We start from the raw sequence: 15,093 nt of genomic DNA on the forward strand, positions 1-15,093 counted from the left end.
CGGAGGCCCGGTGAGGCCCCGGCGGCCGTCAGCGCAGTGCCGCGCGGACGGCGTCCTCGATCCCCGGGAAGGCGAAGGCGAAGCCCGATTCGAGGAGCCGGGCGGGCAGGACCCGCTGGCTTCCCAGGACGTCCTCGGAGAACTCGCCGAGCGCGATCTTCAGGGCGGGGGCCGGAGCGGTGAAGAGGGTCGGGCGCCGCAGCACCCGCCCCATCGCGGCCGTGACCTGTGCGTTGGTGACGGGGGAGGGGCCCGCCAGATTCACCGCGCCGGACAACGTCTCCGTGTCCAGGATGTGCCGCAGCGCGGCGACGTGGTCGTGCAGCGCGATGAAGCTCCAGTACTGCCTGCCGTCCCCGAGACGTCCGCCGAGCCCGGCCCGGAACAGCGGGAAGAGCCGGCCCCAGGCGCCGCCCTCCTTGGACACCACCAGACCGGTCCTGGCATGGACCGTGCGGATCCCCGCCTCCTCGGCCGGGGCGGTCGCCTCCTCCCACTCCACACAGACGGACGGCAGAAAACCGTCCCCCGGAGGTGCGCTCTCGTCGACCGCGCGGTCGCCGGTGTCGCCGTAGAAGCCGATCGCGGACCCGGAGAGCAGCACCTTCGGCGGGGTGTCCAAGGCGGCCAAGGCCTCCGCGACGGCCGCCGTGCCCAGCACCCGGCTGTCACGGATCTCGCGCTTGTACGCCTGGGTCCACCGGTGGTCCCCGACGCCGGCACCCGCGAGGTGGACGACCGCGTCGCAGCCCGCCAGACCCGCCACATCGACGTACTGCCGCTTCGGGTCCCACTCCACCTCGTCGCCGGAGGCGGCGCGACGACGCACCAGGCGTACCACCTCGTGCCCGTCGGACCGCAGCGAGCGCACGAGCGCCGCTCCGATCAGGCCGGTCGATCCGGAGACGGCGACACGCGAACGCAGCATGACGGCCATCCTGCCCCATCGGTCACGGCTCACTCGGAACGCGGGCACGCAACACGGATGCGGAGGCGGGAACCCGCGTGGCACAGTCGGGCGCATGAGCGACCCGAGGATCCGTGCCCTCCACCCGGTCCGCGGCGCCCTGCCCGAGGACGAGGCGGGACTGGGCGAGCTGGACCGGGCCACCTGGTCGACCCTGCACGCCGTGCAGCCGCGGCCACGGCCACCGTACGAGCCGTTCTTCGGTGACCGGAGGCCGCCCGGCGACCACCTGGTCGTCGAGGCCTCCACCGACCAGGGAGCACTCCTCGCCGGCTACATCCGGCTGGGACGCCCCACCCCGCTCGCCTGCAACGCCCACGTACGCCAGATCCAGGGACTCGCGGTCGCCGGATGGGCCAGGCGCCACGGCCTGGGACGCACCCTGCTGCGTGCCTGTGCCGAGCGGGCGCGAGACGAGGGAGCCGGACGGCTCACCCTGCGGGTACTGGGACACAACACCGCGGCGAGGGCGCTCTACGAGGCGGAGGGGTTCGCCGTCGAGGGGGTGCTGCCGGGGGAGTTCTTCCTGCACGGCCGCTACGTCGACGACGTCCTGATGGGGCGTTCGCTCACCGTGTGACCCGCACGCGCCACGGCCGCTGCGCGCCTCAGGCGGGACCGAAGCGCTCCCACAGCGCCGGGTAGCGCTCCGCGAGGCCCTCGTCGTCTTCCAGGCTGAAGGGAGTGCCTTCCGGCTTCGACGCCTGCGGGGGCACCCCGAGGTCGGGGGAGACCACCCCTGTCAGCTGTTCGTACGCCTCGTCGGCGGCGTACCCGAGCTCCTCGCCGTCGCCGTCGATCTCCTCGTCGAAGCCGTCCAGCAGTTCGGCGAGGCTGTCCGGGTCGTGCACCGCACCCTCGAAGACCTCCCGGCCCTGGGCGATCAGCCAGCAGCGGAAGTAGTCGAACGCGTCGTCACTCGCTCCGCCGAGCAGTACGGCCGCGGCGCCCCACAGGTCCCAGCGGTAGGCGCGGTTGTAGCGGGCCTCGAAATGCCGGGCGTAGTCCAGCACCGAGTCGGGGTCGAGCCGCACCAGCCGTTCGACGAGCAGATCGGCGTGCTCCTCGGGGTCGCCGTCGGCGGCCTCGCGGGTGCTGTCGATGATCTCCCAGAACTCCGTCTCGTCCATCACGGGTCCAGCATCTGCCCCGGCGGCGGGCGACGCACGCCCAGACACCGAAATGAAGCCTTCGGCGTGGATTCAGGGGCCTGTCACCGATAGAGATCGCGCAAACGTTCGGCGGTCCCGGCAAAACGTTCGCGCAGGGAGGCGGGCGAGAGGACCTCCGCCTCCGCGCCCAGCACGAGCAGTTGCTCGTACGCCACCTCAGGCGACTCCACCGGCAGGACCACCGTGCGCCACCCCTCCCCGTCGGGCACCTCCGCGGTAGCCAGCGCCTCCTCGGCCGCCGCCCGGTCCACGACGTGCGGCAGCCGCCGCGCACCGGCCGGTGACAGCCGTACGGTCACCTCGGCGCGCAGGATCGACCGCGCGAACCGCTCCGCACGCTCCTCCCAGAAGCCCGCCAGGTCGAAGTCCTCGTCCCGGACGAAACCGGTCTCCGACACGGTGACCGAGGTGAAGCGGTCGGCCCGGTACACCCGGACGTCGTCGCCCGCCCGGGCACAGACGTACCAGACCCCGGCCTTCAGCACGAGCCCGTAAGGGGCGAGCTCCCGCTCCACCTCCTCTTCGGAGGCCCGGCGGCGGTAGCGGGCCGCCATCATCCGGTCGCCCCGGACCGCCTCCGCCACGGCAGGCAGATGTTCCGGGGTGACCGGATCCCGGAACCAGCCTGGGGCGTCCAGGTGGAAACGGCGGGCGGTGCCGTCCGCCGCGTCCCTGAGCGAGGGCAGCAGGGCGGCCGAGACCTTCAGCCGGGCCGCCGACGCGGCGTCGTCGAGGCCCATCTCGCGCAGGGCGGTGGGCAGCCCGGACAGGAAGAGGGCCTCCGCCTCGTCGCGCGCCAGCCCCGTCAGACGTGTCCGGTACCCGCCCACGAGCCGGTAGCCGCCGATCCGGCCGCGACCGGCGTGGACGGGCACGCCCGCCTCCGAGAGCGCCTGGGCGTCCCGGGTCACGGTGCGTTCCGACACCTCCAGCTCGGCGGCCAGTTCGGCACCGGTCATGGAGGGCCGGGACTGCAGGAGCAGCACCATCTTGATGAGGCGGGCAGCACGCATGCACCCATTGTCGGACGGGCCGGGAAACGACGGAGGCGGGTACCGGCTGACCCGGTACCCGCCTCACGCGGACTCACATCCCGTACTTCTCCCGGGCCTCCTTGACCTTGGAGGCCGGGATCTCGCCACGGCGGGCCAGCTGTGCCAGCGCCGCGACCGCGACCGACTGCGCGTCGACGCCGAAGTGGCGGCGGGCGCCCTCACGGGTGTCGGAGAGGCCGAAGCCGTCCGTGCCCAGCGAGGACCAGTCCTGCTCGACCCACTGGCTGATCTGGTCCGGCACGGCGCGCATCCAGTCGCTGACCGCGAGGACCGGGCCCGGTGCGCCGGAGAGCGCCTGCGTCACGTACGGCACGCGCTCCTCGCCGCGGAGCAGTGCCTCGTCGCACTCCAGCGCGTCCCGGCGCAGCTCGCCCCAGGAGGTGGCGGACCAGACGTCGGCCGTGACACCCCAGTCGGCGGCGAGCAGCTCCTGGGCCTCCAGGACCCAGTGGATCGCCGTACCCGAACCGATCAGCTGGAGACGCGGCGCGTCCGCGGACGCGGGCGTGCCCTCCTTGAAGCGGTACAGGCCCTTGACGATGCCGTCCTCGACGCCCTCGGGCATCGCAGGCTGCTGCTTCGGCTCGTTGTAGACCGTCAGGTAGTAGAAGACGTCCTCGGCGTCGGGGCCGTACATCCGGCGCAGACCGTCCTTGACGATCACCGCGATCTCGTAGGCGAACGCCGGGTCGTAGTTGAGCGACGCCGGGTTCGTGGACGCGATCAGGTGGGAGTGGCCGTCCGCGTGCTGGAGGCCCTCACCCGTCAGGGTCGTACGGCCCGCCGTGGCGCCGACGATGAAGCCCTTGCCGAGCTGGTCGGCGAGCTGCCACATCTGGTCGCCGGTCCGCTGCCAGCCGAACATCGAGTAGAAGATGTAGAACGGGATCATCGTCTCGCCGTGCGTCGCGTACGACGAAGCGGCGGCGATGAAGTCGGCCATGGCGCCGGCCTCGGTGATCCCCTCGTTGAGGATCTGGCCGTCCTTGGCCTCCTTGTAGTACATCAGCTGGTCGCGGTCGACCGGATCGTACGTCTGGCCCAGCGGCGAGTAGATGCCGGCCGAGGGGAACAGCGACTCCATCCCGAAGGTACGGGCCTCGTCCGGGACGATCGGAACCCAGCGCTTGCCGGTCTCCTTGTCCCGCATCAGGTCCTTCACCAGGCGGACGAACGCCATGGTGGTCGCCATTTCCTGCTTGCCGGAGCCCTTGTACAGCGCCTTGAACGCACGCTCCTCGGGCTCGGGCAGCGCGGCGGCGTGCACCCGGCGGGCGGGGGCAGGACCACCGAGGGCGGCACGGCGCTCCTGGAGGTAGCGGACCTCGGGGGAGTCGGCGCCCGGGTGGCCGTACGGCACCAGCCCGTCCTGGAAGGCGCTGTCCGGGATCGGGAGACCGAGCAGGTCACGCATGCCCTTGAACTCGTCGATCGACAGCTTCTTCATCTGGTGGTTGGCGTTCTTGGACTCGAAGCCCTTGCCGAGCGTGTAGCCCTTGACCGTCTGGGCCAGGATCACGGTCGGCGCGCCCTTGTGCTCCAGCGCCGCGCGGTAGGCCGCGTAGACCTTGCGGGCCTCGTGGCCGCCGCGGGAGCTGTAGAAGCACTCCGCGATCTTGGCGTCGCTCAGCAGCTTCGCCAGCTCGACGAGCGCGGGCTCGGAGCCGAAGAAGTGCTCGCGGATGTATGCCACGTCGCGGGTCGCGTACGTCTGGAACTGCGCGTCCGGGACCTCGCGGAGCCGGCGGATCAGAGCGCCGGTGGTGTCCAGCTGGAACAGCTCGTCCCAGGCGTTGCCCCAGAGCGTCTTGATGACGTTCCAGCCCGCCCCGCGGAAGGCGCCCTCCAGCTCCTGGACCACGCGGAAGTTGGCGCGGACCGGGCCGTCGAGGCGCTGCAGGTTGCAGTTGATGACGAAGGTCAGGTTGTCGAGCTGCTCACGCGCCGCGAGGGCGAGGGCCGCAGTCGACTCGGGCTCGTCCATCTCGCCGTCGCCCAGGAAGGCCCAGACGTGGGAGTTCGACGTGTCCTTGATCTTGCGGTTGGTGAGGTAGCGGTTGAAGCGCGCTTGGTAGATCGCCGAGAGCGGGCCGAGGCCCATCGACACGGTGGGGAACTCCCACAGCCAGGGCAGCCGCCGCGGGTGCGGGTACGACGGCAGACCGTCGCCCCCGGACTCCTGGCGGAAGTTGTCGAGCTGCTGCTCGGAGAGGCGGCCGTCGAGGAAGGCGCGGGCGTAGATGCCGGGCGAGGCGTGGCCCTGGATGTAGAGCTGGTCGCCGGAGCCGTCACCTTCCTTGCCGTGGAAGAAGTGGTTGAAGCCGGTCTCGTACAGCCACGCCGCCGAGGCGAACGTGGCGATGTGACCGCCGACGCCGTACCGGGCGCCACGGGTGACCATCGCGGCCGCGTTCCAGCGGTTCCACGCGGTGATCTTCGATTCCATCTCCAGGTCGCCGTCGAACGCGGGCTCGGCGGAGGTGGGGATGGTGTTGACGTAATCGCTCTCCAGCAGCTTGGGCAGCGCGATGCCGGCGCCCTCAGCGTGCTGGAGCGAACGCCGCATCAGGTACGCGGCGCGGTGCGGGCCCGCGGCCTTGGTGACGGCGTCCAGGGAGGCCGCCCATTCGGCGGTCTCCTCGGGGTCGCGGTCCGGGAGCTGGTCGAGCTCGCTCGGAAGCTGTGCTACGGGGTCGGTCATGATCGCCGCCTTCCGGAGTGGAGGGGGGTGGAGAAGGCCCTGACTGGCAGGACAGGGCGATCGGGCCGGTGGGCCCGCGAACAGAACTGTAAGTCGCCGATCGATGATCGATCAAAGGGTGAAGGGCAAAACTTCTCGATATGAAGAAAAGTGGCATGCGGTGCCGCAGAACAGGGCACGCAGTGACGGGATTAATCGGTCGAAACGGGCATCGGTCTGCACGGTTGTGCAACGAGTGACCCAGATGTGCATCTGCTCCGGCTGGGATGGAGCCGACGGTCAGGCCCGGGGAGCGCAGCCGAGCACGTGTTCCTTCACCATCACGGCGATCTGCGGGTCGCGGCGCAGGAACGCCTCGATGAGCGCCTCGTGCTCCTCGGCGTACGACTTCTGCACGGTGCCCAGCCAGCGGATCGACAGGGCCGTGAACACCTCGATGCCGAGCCCCTCCCAGGTGTGCAGCAGGACGGCGTTCCCGGCGGCGCGGACCATCTCCCGGTGGAAGGCCACCGTGTGCCGCACCTGCGCCTCACCGTCCGCGAGCCGGTCCGCCTCGTACAGTGCGGCCACATGGGGGGTGAGGGCCGAGCAGTCCTCGGCGAGCCCCGGAGCGGCCAGCTCCGCCGCGATCTGCTCCAGCCCCGCCCGTACCGGGTAGCTCTCCTCCAGGTCGGCGGCGGTGAGATTGCGGACCCGGACCCCCTTGTTCGGCGCGGACTCGATCAGCCGCAGGGTCTCCAGCTCCCGCAGCGCCTCGCGCACGGGCGTCTGGCTGACCTCGAGCTCGGTGGCGATGCGCCGTTCCACGATCCGTTCGCCCGGCTTCCAGCGCCCGCTGACTATCCCTTCCACGATGTGCTCGCGGATCTGTTCGCGCAGCGAGTGGATGACGGGCGGGGTCATGGGGGGCTCCTTCGGAGAGACCGGTGCGCCGGCGCCGGTCCGGTGGCCTGGGCGACCGGTGGTGTCTAGACAATACGGCGGCGCCCCCGTCCGGAGGAGTTCCGGACGGGGGCGCCGCTGGTGAGGCTGGTTACAGCCGGCCGGCTCAGAGGCCGAGCTCGACCTCGAACTCGCCCGCCTCGAGGATCGCCTTGACCGTGGTCAGGTAACGGGCGGCGTCCGCGCCGTCCACCAGACGGTGGTCGTAGGAGAGCGAGAGGTAGGTCATGTCGCGGATACCGATGACGGTGCCCTCGGCGGTCTCGATGACCGCCGGACGCTTGACCGTCGCGCCGATGCCCAGGATCGCGGCCTGGTTCGGGGGCACGATGACCGTGTCGAACAGCGCACCGCGCGAACCGGTGTTGCTGACCGTGAAGGTGGCACCCGACATGTCGTCCGGGGTGAGGCCGCCGCCACGGGCCTTGCCCGCCAGCTCGGCGGTCTTCTTCGCGATGCCGGCGATGTTCAGGTCGCCCGCACCCTTGATGACCGGGGTCATCAGACCCTTCTCGGCGTCCACGGCGATGCCGATGTTCTCCGAGTCGAAGTACGTGATGGTGCCCTCGTCCTCGTTGATCCGGGCGTTGATGACCGGGTGGGCCTTCAGCGCCTGGGCCGCCGCCTTCACGAAGAACGGCATCGGGGACAGCTTGACGCCCTCACGGGCCGCGAAGGAGTTCTTCGCCTGGTTGCGCAGCTTCATCAGCTTGGTGATGTCGACCTCGAGGACCGAGGTCAGCTGGGCCTGCGAGTGCAGCGCCTTCATCATGTTGTCGCCGATGACCTTGCGCATGCGGGTCATCTTGACCGTCTGACCGCGCAGCGGGGACGCCTCGAGCTTCGGCGCGGCCTTGGCCGCGGGAGCGGCGGCGGCCGGAGCCGGAGCGGCTGCGGCGGCCTTGGCGGCCTCCGCGGCGGCGACGACGTCCTGCTTGCGGATCCGGCCACCGACACCGGTGCCCTTGACCGAGCCCAGGTCGACGCCGTTCTCGGCGGCGAGCTTACGGACCAGCGGCGTGACGTACGCGCCGTCGTCGCCGGAGGGCGCGGCCGGGGCCGGGGCAGCGGCGGGAGCCGGAGCCTGGGCCGGAGCGGCCGGGGTCGGGGCGGGGGCGGCCGGGGTCGGGGCGGGGGCGGGAGCCGCCGGAGCCGCGGGGGCCGGGGCGGGAGCGGACGGCGCCTCCTGCTTGGGGGCCTCCTGCTTCGGGGCTTCCTGGGCCGGGGCGGCGGGCTGCGCCGGGGCGGCGGCGGGAGCGGCACCCGGAGCACCGATGACGGCCAGCTTGGCGCCGACCTCGGCGGTCTCGTCCTCACCCACGACGATCTCCAGCAGAACGCCGGAGGCCGGGGCGGGGATCTCGGTGTCGACCTTGTCCGTGGAGACCTCGAGCAGGGGCTCGTCCTCCGTGACCTCCTCGCCGACCTCCTTCAGCCAGCGGGTGACGGTGCCCTCGGTGACGCTCTCGCCGAGCGCCGGGAGGGTGACGTCGGTGCCGGAGGCACCGCCGGCCGGAGCGGCGGCGGGAGCCTCCGCGGCCGGGGCCTCGGCGGCGGGGGCCGGAGCCTCCTGGGCCGGTGCGGCCTCGGGCTCGGCGGCAGGGGCGGCCGCGGCGGGCGCGCCCGAACCGTCGTCGATGACGGCCAGCTCGGCGCCGACCTCGACGGTCTCGTCCTCGGCGACCTTGATGGACGCCAGCACGCCGGAGGCGGGCGCGGGGATCTCGGTGTCGACCTTGTCGGTCGAGACCTCGAGCAGCGGCTCGTCGGCCTCGACGTGCTCGCCCTCGGCCTTCAGCCAGCGGGTGACGGTGCCCTCGGTGACGCTCTCACCGAGCGCCGGAAGGGTTACGGAAACCGACATGGTTTCGGTTGCTCCTTACGAAAGTGCGGAAGTGGTCGGTCGTCCCCGGGACTGGATCAGTCGTGGGAGTGGAGAGGCTTGCCCGCCAGGGCCAGGTGGGCTTCGCCCATCGCCTCGTTCTGCGTCGGGTGGGCGTGGATGAGCTGCGCGACCTCGGCCGGCAGCGCCTCCCAGTTGTAGATCAGCTGGGCTTCGCCGACCTGCTCGCCCATACGGTCACCGACCATGTGGACGCCGACCACGGCACCGTCCTTGACCTGGACGAGCTTGATCTCGCCCGCGGTCTTCAGGATCTTGCTCTTGCCGTTGCCCGCGAGGTTGTACTTGAGGGCCACGACCTTGTCCGCGCCGTAGATCTCCTTGGCCTTGGCCTCGGTGATACCGACGGAGGCGACCTCCGGGTGGCAGTACGTCACCTTCGGCACGCCGTCGTAGTCGACCGGCACGGTCTTGAGGCCCGCGAGCCGCTCGGCGACCAGGATGCCCTCGGCGAAGCCGACGTGGGCGAGCTGGAGCGTCGGGACGAGGTCGCCGACGGCCGAGATCGTCGGGACGTTGGTCTGCATGTACTCGTCGACGAGGACGTAGCCGCGGTCCATCGCGACACCCGCCTCCTCGTAGCCCAGACCCTGCGAGACCGGGCCGCGGCCGATCGCGACCAGCAGCACCTCCGCCTCGAAGGTCTTGCCGTCGGCGAGGGTGACCCGGACGCCGTCCTGCGTGTACTCGGCCTTGTCGAAGAAGGTACCGAGATTGAACTTGATGCCGCGCTTGCGGAACGCGCGCTCAAGAAGCTTCGAGCTGTTCTCGTCCTCGACCGGGACCAGGTGCTTCAGGCCCTCGACGATCGTGACGTCGGTGCCGAACGACTTCCACGCCGAGGCGAACTCGACGCCGATGACGCCGCCGCCGAGGACGATCGCCGACTTCGGCACACGGTCCAGCTTCAGCGCGTGGTCCGACGAGATGATGCGGTTGCCGTCGATCTCCAGGCCGGGCAGCGACTTCGGCACGGAGCCGGTCGCGAGCAGCACGTGGCGGCCCTGGACGCGCTGGCCGTTCACGTCCACCGAGGTGGGCGACGAGAGACGGCCCTCACCCTCGATGTAGTGCACCTTGCGCGAGGCGACGAGGCCCTGCAGACCCTTGTACAGGCCCGAGATCACGTCGTCCTTGTACTTGTGGACGGCCGCCATGTCGATGCCCTCGAAGGTGGCCTTCACGCCGAACTGCTCGGCCTCGCGGGCCTGGTCGGCGATCTCGCCGGCGTGCAGCAGCGCCTTCGTGGGGATGCAGCCGTTGTGCAGGCAGGTGCCGCCGACCTTGCCCTTCTCGATCAGTGCGACGTCCAGGCCCAGCTGAGCTCCGCGCAGGGCCGCGGCGTAACCGCCACTGCCACCGCCGAGGATCACTAGGTCGAAAACGGTGCTGGCGTCGTTCGCCACGTCACGTCCTCCATGCATGTGCGCCGTACGCCGGGCCCCGTCGCTGGGGTGTGACCGGCCGGTCGGCTGGTGTTCGGCCGCTTGCGTTATTCGGCCCTGTGGTGGGGGCCCTGTCCTGCCGAGAACCCATCTTCGCACTTGTTGAGGGCGGACGGGACGCGGGCCCCTGCTCCGGCCCGGACGAGTGCCGGGCCCGGCGGGCCGCCGATGTGTATGTATGTCCGGAAACATCCAGGTCGGGGTCCGCTCCGGGCAACACCGACGGCCCCGGGTGTATGCCCGGGGCCGTCGGTTCCGCGATCGAGCTCACGCGCGGTGCGCGTGCGGAGCCCGCGCCGGGATCAGCCGAGGTCGCCTGCCGCGGTGCGCTCCGCCAGCCGCACCAGGGTGCGGACGGCCGACCCGGTGCCGCCCTTCGGGGTGTAGCCGTACGGCGCGCCCTCGTGGAAGGCGGGGCCCGCGATGTCCAGGTGCGCCCAGGCGATGCCCTCGCCCACGAACTCCTTCAGGAACAGTCCGGCCACCAGGCCGCCGCCCATCCGCTCACCCATGTTGGCGATGTCGGCGGTGGGGGAGTCCATGCCCTTGCGCAGGTCGGCCGGGAGCGGCATCGGCCAGGAGGCCTCACCGACCTCCGAGGCGATCTCGTGGATCGACGTGCGGAAGGCGTCGTCGTTGGCCATCACGCCGAAAGTGCGGTTGCCCAGCGCGAGGACCATCGCGCCGGTGAGCGTCGCCACGTCGACGATCGCGTCGGGCTTCTCCTCGGAGGCGCGCGTCAGCGCGTCGGCCAGGACGAGACGGCCCTCGGCGTCGGTGTTGAGGACCTCGACGGTCTTGCCGCTGTACATGCGCAGCACGTCACCGGGGCGGGTGGCGTTGCCGGACGGCATGTTCTCGGCGAGGGCCAGCCAGCCGGTGACGTTGACCCGGAGGCCGAGGCGGGACGCCGACACGACGGCGGCGAACACGGCGGCGGCGCCGCTCATGTCGCACTTCATCGTCTCGTTGTGCCCGGCCGGCTTGAGAGAGATGCCGCCCGAGTCGTAGGTGATGCCCTTGCCGACCAGGGCGAGCGTCTTCTCCGCCTTGGGGTGGGTGTAGGACAGCTTCACCAGGCGGGGGCCGTGCGTGGAGCCCTGGCCGACGCCGAGCAGGCCGCCGTAGCCGCCCTTGACGAGCGCCTTCTCGTCCAGCACCTGGACCTTGATGCCGTGCTCCTTGCCCGCGGTGGTGGCCACGGCGGCGAAGGACTCGGGGTACAGGTCGTTCGGCGGGGTGTTGATCAGGTCACGGGCCCGGTTGATCTCCTCGGAGACCGCCACGGCACGCTCGGCGGCGGCCTTGAAGGCCTTGTCCCGGGGCTTGGCACCGAGCAGCGCGACCTCGCCGAGCGGCAGCTTCGCGCCGCCCTTGGCGCCCTTCGAGGACTTGGCAGCCGGGGCGAGCTTGTTCTCGCCGCCCTGGTAGGCGGTGAAGGCGTACGCGCCCAGCAGCGCGCCCTCGGCGATGGCGCCGGCGTCCTCGGCGGACCCCGTCGGCAGCGCGAAACCGGCCTTCTTCGTGCCCTTCAGCGCACGCGCGGCGTTGCCGGCGGCCCGGCGGAGCGCCTCGGCGTCGTAGTCCTCGTCCTTCGCGGGGGCCGGACCGAGCCCGACCACGACCACGACCGGGACCTTCAGGCCGGCCGGGGCGGGGAGCTTGGTCACCTCACCCTCGGCACCGGAGGCGCCGAGGGTCTCCAGGACGGTGGCGAGCTTCCCGTCGAACGCCTGGTCCACGGCCTCCGCGCCCGGTGCGACGACCAGGTCCCCAGACGTGGAGCCGTCGCCCTTGGCGACGCCGACGACGAGTGCGTCGGCGCGCAGCGTCGCCGCACCTGAGGTGCTGAGAGTGAGAGCAGTCACGGTGGTGAAATCTCGCTTCCGTTGTGTTGTTTTCCGTCCTGTGCCGGCCGAGGGGTGGCCGGCCGCGCCCGGCGCATCGTAGACGTCTCCACCATGTGCCGGGAATGAGCCTACGCGTGCCGTTGCGTCCGGCTCACGGGGGCGTGGCCGTACGGCCTTCTCAGCCCAGTACGAGCGCCAGCAGGGCCGTCGTCGCGGCGGTCTCCTCCAGGGCGCCGAACACGTCCCCCGTCACCCCGCCGAAGCGCCGGACGCAGTGACGCAGCATCAGTTCCGCGCCCCCCGCCCCGGCCAGGACCGCGAGCGCGAGGTGCGCGGCGGTGCCGCCCCCGCCCGCGAGGGCTCCGGCCGCCGCGCAGCAGGCGGCGGCCGCGCAGGCCACCGCCAGGGCGGCCGGACGCGGAACGGTGCCGGCCACCGCCGCGCCGAGGCCCTCCGGCCGTGCGGGCGGTACCCCGCGGCGGGAAGCCAGGGTGAGCGCGAGGCGGGCGGTGACCGCGGCGACGACCGTGCCGAGGGATCCGTCGGCCCAGCCCCGTCCGAACAGCTCGTACAGCGCGGCCACCTGGGCCAGCAGTACGAGGAGAAGGGTGACCACACCGAACGGGCCGATGTCCGACTGCTTCATGATCCGCAGGGCGTCCTCGGCGGGCCTGGCGCTGCCGAGCCCGTCCGCGGTGTCCGCGAGACCGTCCAGATGGAGCCCCCGGGTGAGCGCGGCGGGGAGCGCCACCGCGGCGACCGCCGCAAGAAGGGGGCCCGCGCCTCCCAGCAGGAGCAGCACCCCCGAGGCGGCCGCGAGCAGTCCCACGGCGAGTCCGGCGAGCGGGGCGCAGAGCATGCCGGCCCGGGCGGTGTCCCGGTCCCAGCGGGACACGCGGACGGGCAGCGCGGTCAGGGTGCCGAACGCGAAACGCACGCCGTGACTGCCGAGGGAGATCACCGCGCGCACGTCAGGGCCTCTCGTTCGGATCATCCAAACGAAAGACCCTAGCCGGTGCGGCGGCGTGCCGGATTGGGCAAAGTGACCCAAAGGCCTCGTTCGGGGCTCCTCGGGTGGAGGTGGGATGGGTCACTGGCTGCAGCAGAACATCGTCGAGCCGGGCAAACTGCCCCTGCTCCTCGCCCTGGCCGCCTTCGTCCTGACCTTCGCCGTCACCCGGATGGTCACCAGGATGATCAGGGCGGGCAAGGGGCCGTTCCGCAACATCACGCCCGGCGGTGTGCACGTCCACCACGTGGTTCCCGGCGTCGTGCTGACGGTGGTCGGCGGATTCGGCGCGGTCGCGAGCGGACGGCACGGGGTCACCGCCGGGATCCTCGCGGTGGTCTTCGGGGCCGGAGCGGGCCTCGTCCTCGACGAATTCGCCCTGATCCTCCACCTCGACGACGTGTACTGGACCGAGGAGGGCCGGCAGAGCGTGGAGGTCGTCGTCCTCACCGCCTCGCTCGTCCTGCTCGTGCTCGCGGGCTTCTCCCCGCTCGGTGTGGACCAGTTGTCGGGGGAGCAGCAGCAGAACAGGCTGGGAGTGGTGCTGACCTACGTCCTCAACTTCGGTCTGGTGCTGGTCTCGCTCTTCAAGGGGAAGGCCCGGATGGCCGTCATCGGCACCCTGGTCCCCTTCGTCGCGCTGATCGGGGCGCTCCGGCTGGCCCGTCCCGCCTCGCCGTGGGCCAGACGGTTCTACCCCCGGCGCCACCGGGCCCGCGCCAGGGCCGTGCTGAGGGCGTATCACCACGACGTGCGCTGGGCGGGTCCGCGGCGGCGCTTCCAGGACCTGATCGGCGGGGCCCCGGACCGGGCAGCCCTGCCCGGTCCCGGCCGCGAGGGCTCCTGAGCCCGCTCAGGCAGTCGTCTCCGCGTGCTCCGTCTCCTTGGAGTCGACGTCGGTGGCGTCCGCGCCGGCGGCCACCGCCTCGTCCTCCCGGACACGCTCCGGCAGCTCCGCCGCCAGCGCGGCCGCGGCCTGGACGAGCGGGAGCGCCAGCAGCGCGCCGCTTCCCTCGCCCACCGTCACCCCGTGGTCCAGCAGGGGCGTCAGAGCCATCCGGTCCAGGGCCTTCGCCTGCGCGGGCTCACCGCTGAGCTGCCCGGCGAGCCACCAGTCCGGCGCCCGGAAGGCCGCCCGCTGCGCCACCAGCGCACAGGCCGCCGACACCACTCCGTCCAGGACCACGGGCATCCGCCGCACCGCGCTCTGCAGCAGGAATCCCGTCATGGCGGCCAGATCGGCACCGCCCACGGTCGCCAGCAGTTCCAGCTGGTCGCCGAGGACCGGGCGGGCCCGCCGCAGCGCGTCACGGACCGCCGCGCACTTGCGCATCCAGGCCAGGTCGTCGATCCCCGCGCCACCGCGCCCCGTCACCACGGAGGCGTCCGTACCGCACAGGGCGGCGATCAGGGTCGAGGCCGCGGTCGTACCGCCGACGCTCAGATCACCCAGCACCACCAGATCGGTGCCCGCGTCGGCCTCCTCGTCGGCGATGCGCATGCCGAGCCGTACGGCCTGCTCCGCCTCCCCGGCGGTCAGCGCGTCCTCGACGTCGATCCGGCCGGTGCCGCGTCGCACCCGGTGGCGTACCACCGTCTCCGGCAGCAGCTCCGGGTCGCAGTCCAGACCCGCGTCCACGATCCGCACGGGCACCGAGAACCGGCGGGCCAGCACCGCCACCGGGCTCGCGCCGTCCAGCACTGCCCGGACCAGCTCGTGAGCGGTGCCGGCCGCCCGGCCGGAGACCTCCAGCTCCGCCACGCCGTGGTCACCGGCGAACAGCACCACACGCGGCTGCTCGACCGCCTTCACCGGGACCGACTGCTGGGCGGCCGAGAGCCACTCGCCCAGTTCGTCGAGCCTGCCGAGCGCGCCGGCCGGAACGGCGAGCCGCTCACGGCGTTCCTCGGCATCGCGTCGCACGCCCCCGTCGGGGCGTTCGATCAGATCGGAGAAGTCGTCCAGGTTCACGGGGGTCTGCCTCGCGGGTCGGCGCTGGGTGGGACGGAGCCCGCCGAGGGCTCCTGTGCGGAACAGTACCCGGCACC

At 71.9% G+C, this 15,093-nt stretch carries 12 protein-coding genes; 2 read left to right on the forward strand and 10 right to left on the reverse strand.

The window, feature by feature from the left end:
• Window positions 1–28: 28 nt before the first annotated feature.
• Window positions 29–928 carry a TIGR01777 family oxidoreductase gene (locus ACGFNN_RS04315; RefSeq protein WP_393552809.1) on the reverse strand — a complete coding sequence of 300 codons (900 nt, stop codon included), beginning with the start codon at window positions 926–928 and terminating at the stop codon, window positions 29–31.
• 94 nt (window positions 929–1,022) lie between these two features.
• Between ACGFNN_RS04315 and ACGFNN_RS04320 the strand changes: the two genes are divergently transcribed.
• Window positions 1,023–1,547, forward strand: a complete 525-nt coding sequence (locus ACGFNN_RS04320) for a GNAT family N-acetyltransferase (protein WP_393552812.1) — start codon at window positions 1,023–1,025, stop codon at window positions 1,545–1,547.
• Window positions 1,548–1,575: 28 nt separating this feature from the next.
• Here the strand turns inward: ACGFNN_RS04320 and ACGFNN_RS04325 are convergent, their stop codons facing one another.
• The 8 genes from ACGFNN_RS04325 to ACGFNN_RS04360 all read right to left on the reverse strand — a co-directional run bounded on the left by ACGFNN_RS04325 (window position 1,576) and on the right by ACGFNN_RS04360 (window position 12,996).
• Entirely contained in the window at window positions 1,576–2,097 is a 522-nt protein-coding gene (locus ACGFNN_RS04325; protein WP_362674898.1) for a DUF4240 domain-containing protein, read from the reverse strand.
• 83 nt (window positions 2,098–2,180) lie between these two features.
• Window positions 2,181–3,152 (reverse strand): helix-turn-helix transcriptional regulator, encoded by a 972-nt coding sequence (locus tag ACGFNN_RS04330; protein ID WP_393552814.1) that lies wholly within the window; start codon window positions 3,150–3,152, stop codon window positions 2,181–2,183.
• A gap of 73 nt (window positions 3,153–3,225) precedes the next feature.
• Complete coding sequence (gene aceE, locus ACGFNN_RS04335; protein WP_393552816.1) at window positions 3,226–5,895, reverse strand: pyruvate dehydrogenase (acetyl-transferring), homodimeric type; 2,670 nt, start codon at window positions 5,893–5,895, stop codon at window positions 3,226–3,228.
• Window positions 5,896–6,174: 279 nt separating this feature from the next.
• Window positions 6,175–6,798, reverse strand: coding sequence for a GntR family transcriptional regulator (locus ACGFNN_RS04340; RefSeq protein ID WP_362674897.1), 624 nt, complete (start codon window positions 6,796–6,798; stop codon window positions 6,175–6,177).
• Between the two features lie 145 nt (window positions 6,799–6,943).
• Window positions 6,944–8,701 carry a 2-oxoglutarate dehydrogenase, E2 component, dihydrolipoamide succinyltransferase gene (gene sucB / locus ACGFNN_RS04345; RefSeq protein ID WP_393552819.1) on the reverse strand — a complete coding sequence of 586 codons (1,758 nt, stop codon included), beginning with the start codon at window positions 8,699–8,701 and terminating at the stop codon, window positions 6,944–6,946.
• Between the two features lie 56 nt (window positions 8,702–8,757).
• A complete protein-coding gene (lpdA, locus tag ACGFNN_RS04350; protein ID WP_362555857.1) occupies window positions 8,758–10,146 on the reverse strand; it encodes a dihydrolipoyl dehydrogenase in 1,389 nt (462 codons plus the stop codon).
• Between the two features lie 341 nt (window positions 10,147–10,487).
• Window positions 10,488–12,053 carry a leucyl aminopeptidase gene (locus ACGFNN_RS04355; RefSeq protein ID WP_393552822.1) on the reverse strand — a complete coding sequence of 522 codons (1,566 nt, stop codon included), beginning with the start codon at window positions 12,051–12,053 and terminating at the stop codon, window positions 10,488–10,490.
• Between the two features lie 160 nt (window positions 12,054–12,213).
• On the reverse strand, window positions 12,214–12,996 hold the full coding sequence (locus ACGFNN_RS04360; RefSeq protein ID WP_393552925.1) for an adenosylcobinamide-GDP ribazoletransferase: 783 nt from the start codon (window positions 12,994–12,996) through the stop codon (window positions 12,214–12,216).
• A gap of 124 nt (window positions 12,997–13,120) precedes the next feature.
• Here ACGFNN_RS04360 and ACGFNN_RS04365 point away from each other — a divergent pair, with 124 nt between their 5' ends.
• Complete coding sequence (locus ACGFNN_RS04365; protein ID WP_393552825.1) at window positions 13,121–13,891, forward strand: hypothetical protein; 771 nt, start codon at window positions 13,121–13,123, stop codon at window positions 13,889–13,891.
• Window positions 13,892–13,897: 6 nt separating this feature from the next.
• Here the strand turns inward: ACGFNN_RS04365 and cobT are convergent, their stop codons facing one another.
• Window positions 13,898–15,016, reverse strand: coding sequence for a nicotinate-nucleotide--dimethylbenzimidazole phosphoribosyltransferase (gene cobT / locus ACGFNN_RS04370; protein ID WP_393552828.1), 1,119 nt, complete (start codon window positions 15,014–15,016; stop codon window positions 13,898–13,900).
• Window positions 15,017–15,093 lie beyond the last annotated feature (77 nt).

This window comes from Streptomyces sp. NPDC048590 (assembly GCF_043199535.1).
GTDB lineage: Bacteria > Actinomycetota > Actinomycetes > Streptomycetales > Streptomycetaceae > Streptomyces.

Coding starts and splice junctions, on each gene's coding strand:
- ACGFNN_RS04315 (WP_393552809.1), bottom strand. CDS start 928: ATGCTGCGTTCGCGTGTCGCCGTCTCCGGATCGACCGGCCTGATCGGA.
- ACGFNN_RS04320 (WP_393552812.1), top strand. CDS start 1,023: ATGAGCGACCCGAGGATCCGTGCCCTCCACCCGGTCCGCGGCGCCCTG.
- ACGFNN_RS04325 (WP_362674898.1), bottom strand. CDS start 2,097: ATGGACGAGACGGAGTTCTGGGAGATCATCGACAGCACCCGCGAGGCC.
- ACGFNN_RS04330 (WP_393552814.1), bottom strand. CDS start 3,152: ATGCGTGCTGCCCGCCTCATCAAGATGGTGCTGCTCCTGCAGTCCCGG.
- aceE (WP_393552816.1), bottom strand. CDS start 5,895: ATGACCGACCCCGTAGCACAGCTTCCGAGCGAGCTCGACCAGCTCCCG.
- ACGFNN_RS04340 (WP_362674897.1), bottom strand. CDS start 6,798: ATGACCCCGCCCGTCATCCACTCGCTGCGCGAACAGATCCGCGAGCAC.
- sucB (WP_393552819.1), bottom strand. CDS start 8,701: ATGTCGGTTTCCGTAACCCTTCCGGCGCTCGGTGAGAGCGTCACCGAG.
- ACGFNN_RS04365 (WP_393552825.1), top strand. CDS start 13,121: ATGGGTCACTGGCTGCAGCAGAACATCGTCGAGCCGGGCAAACTGCCC.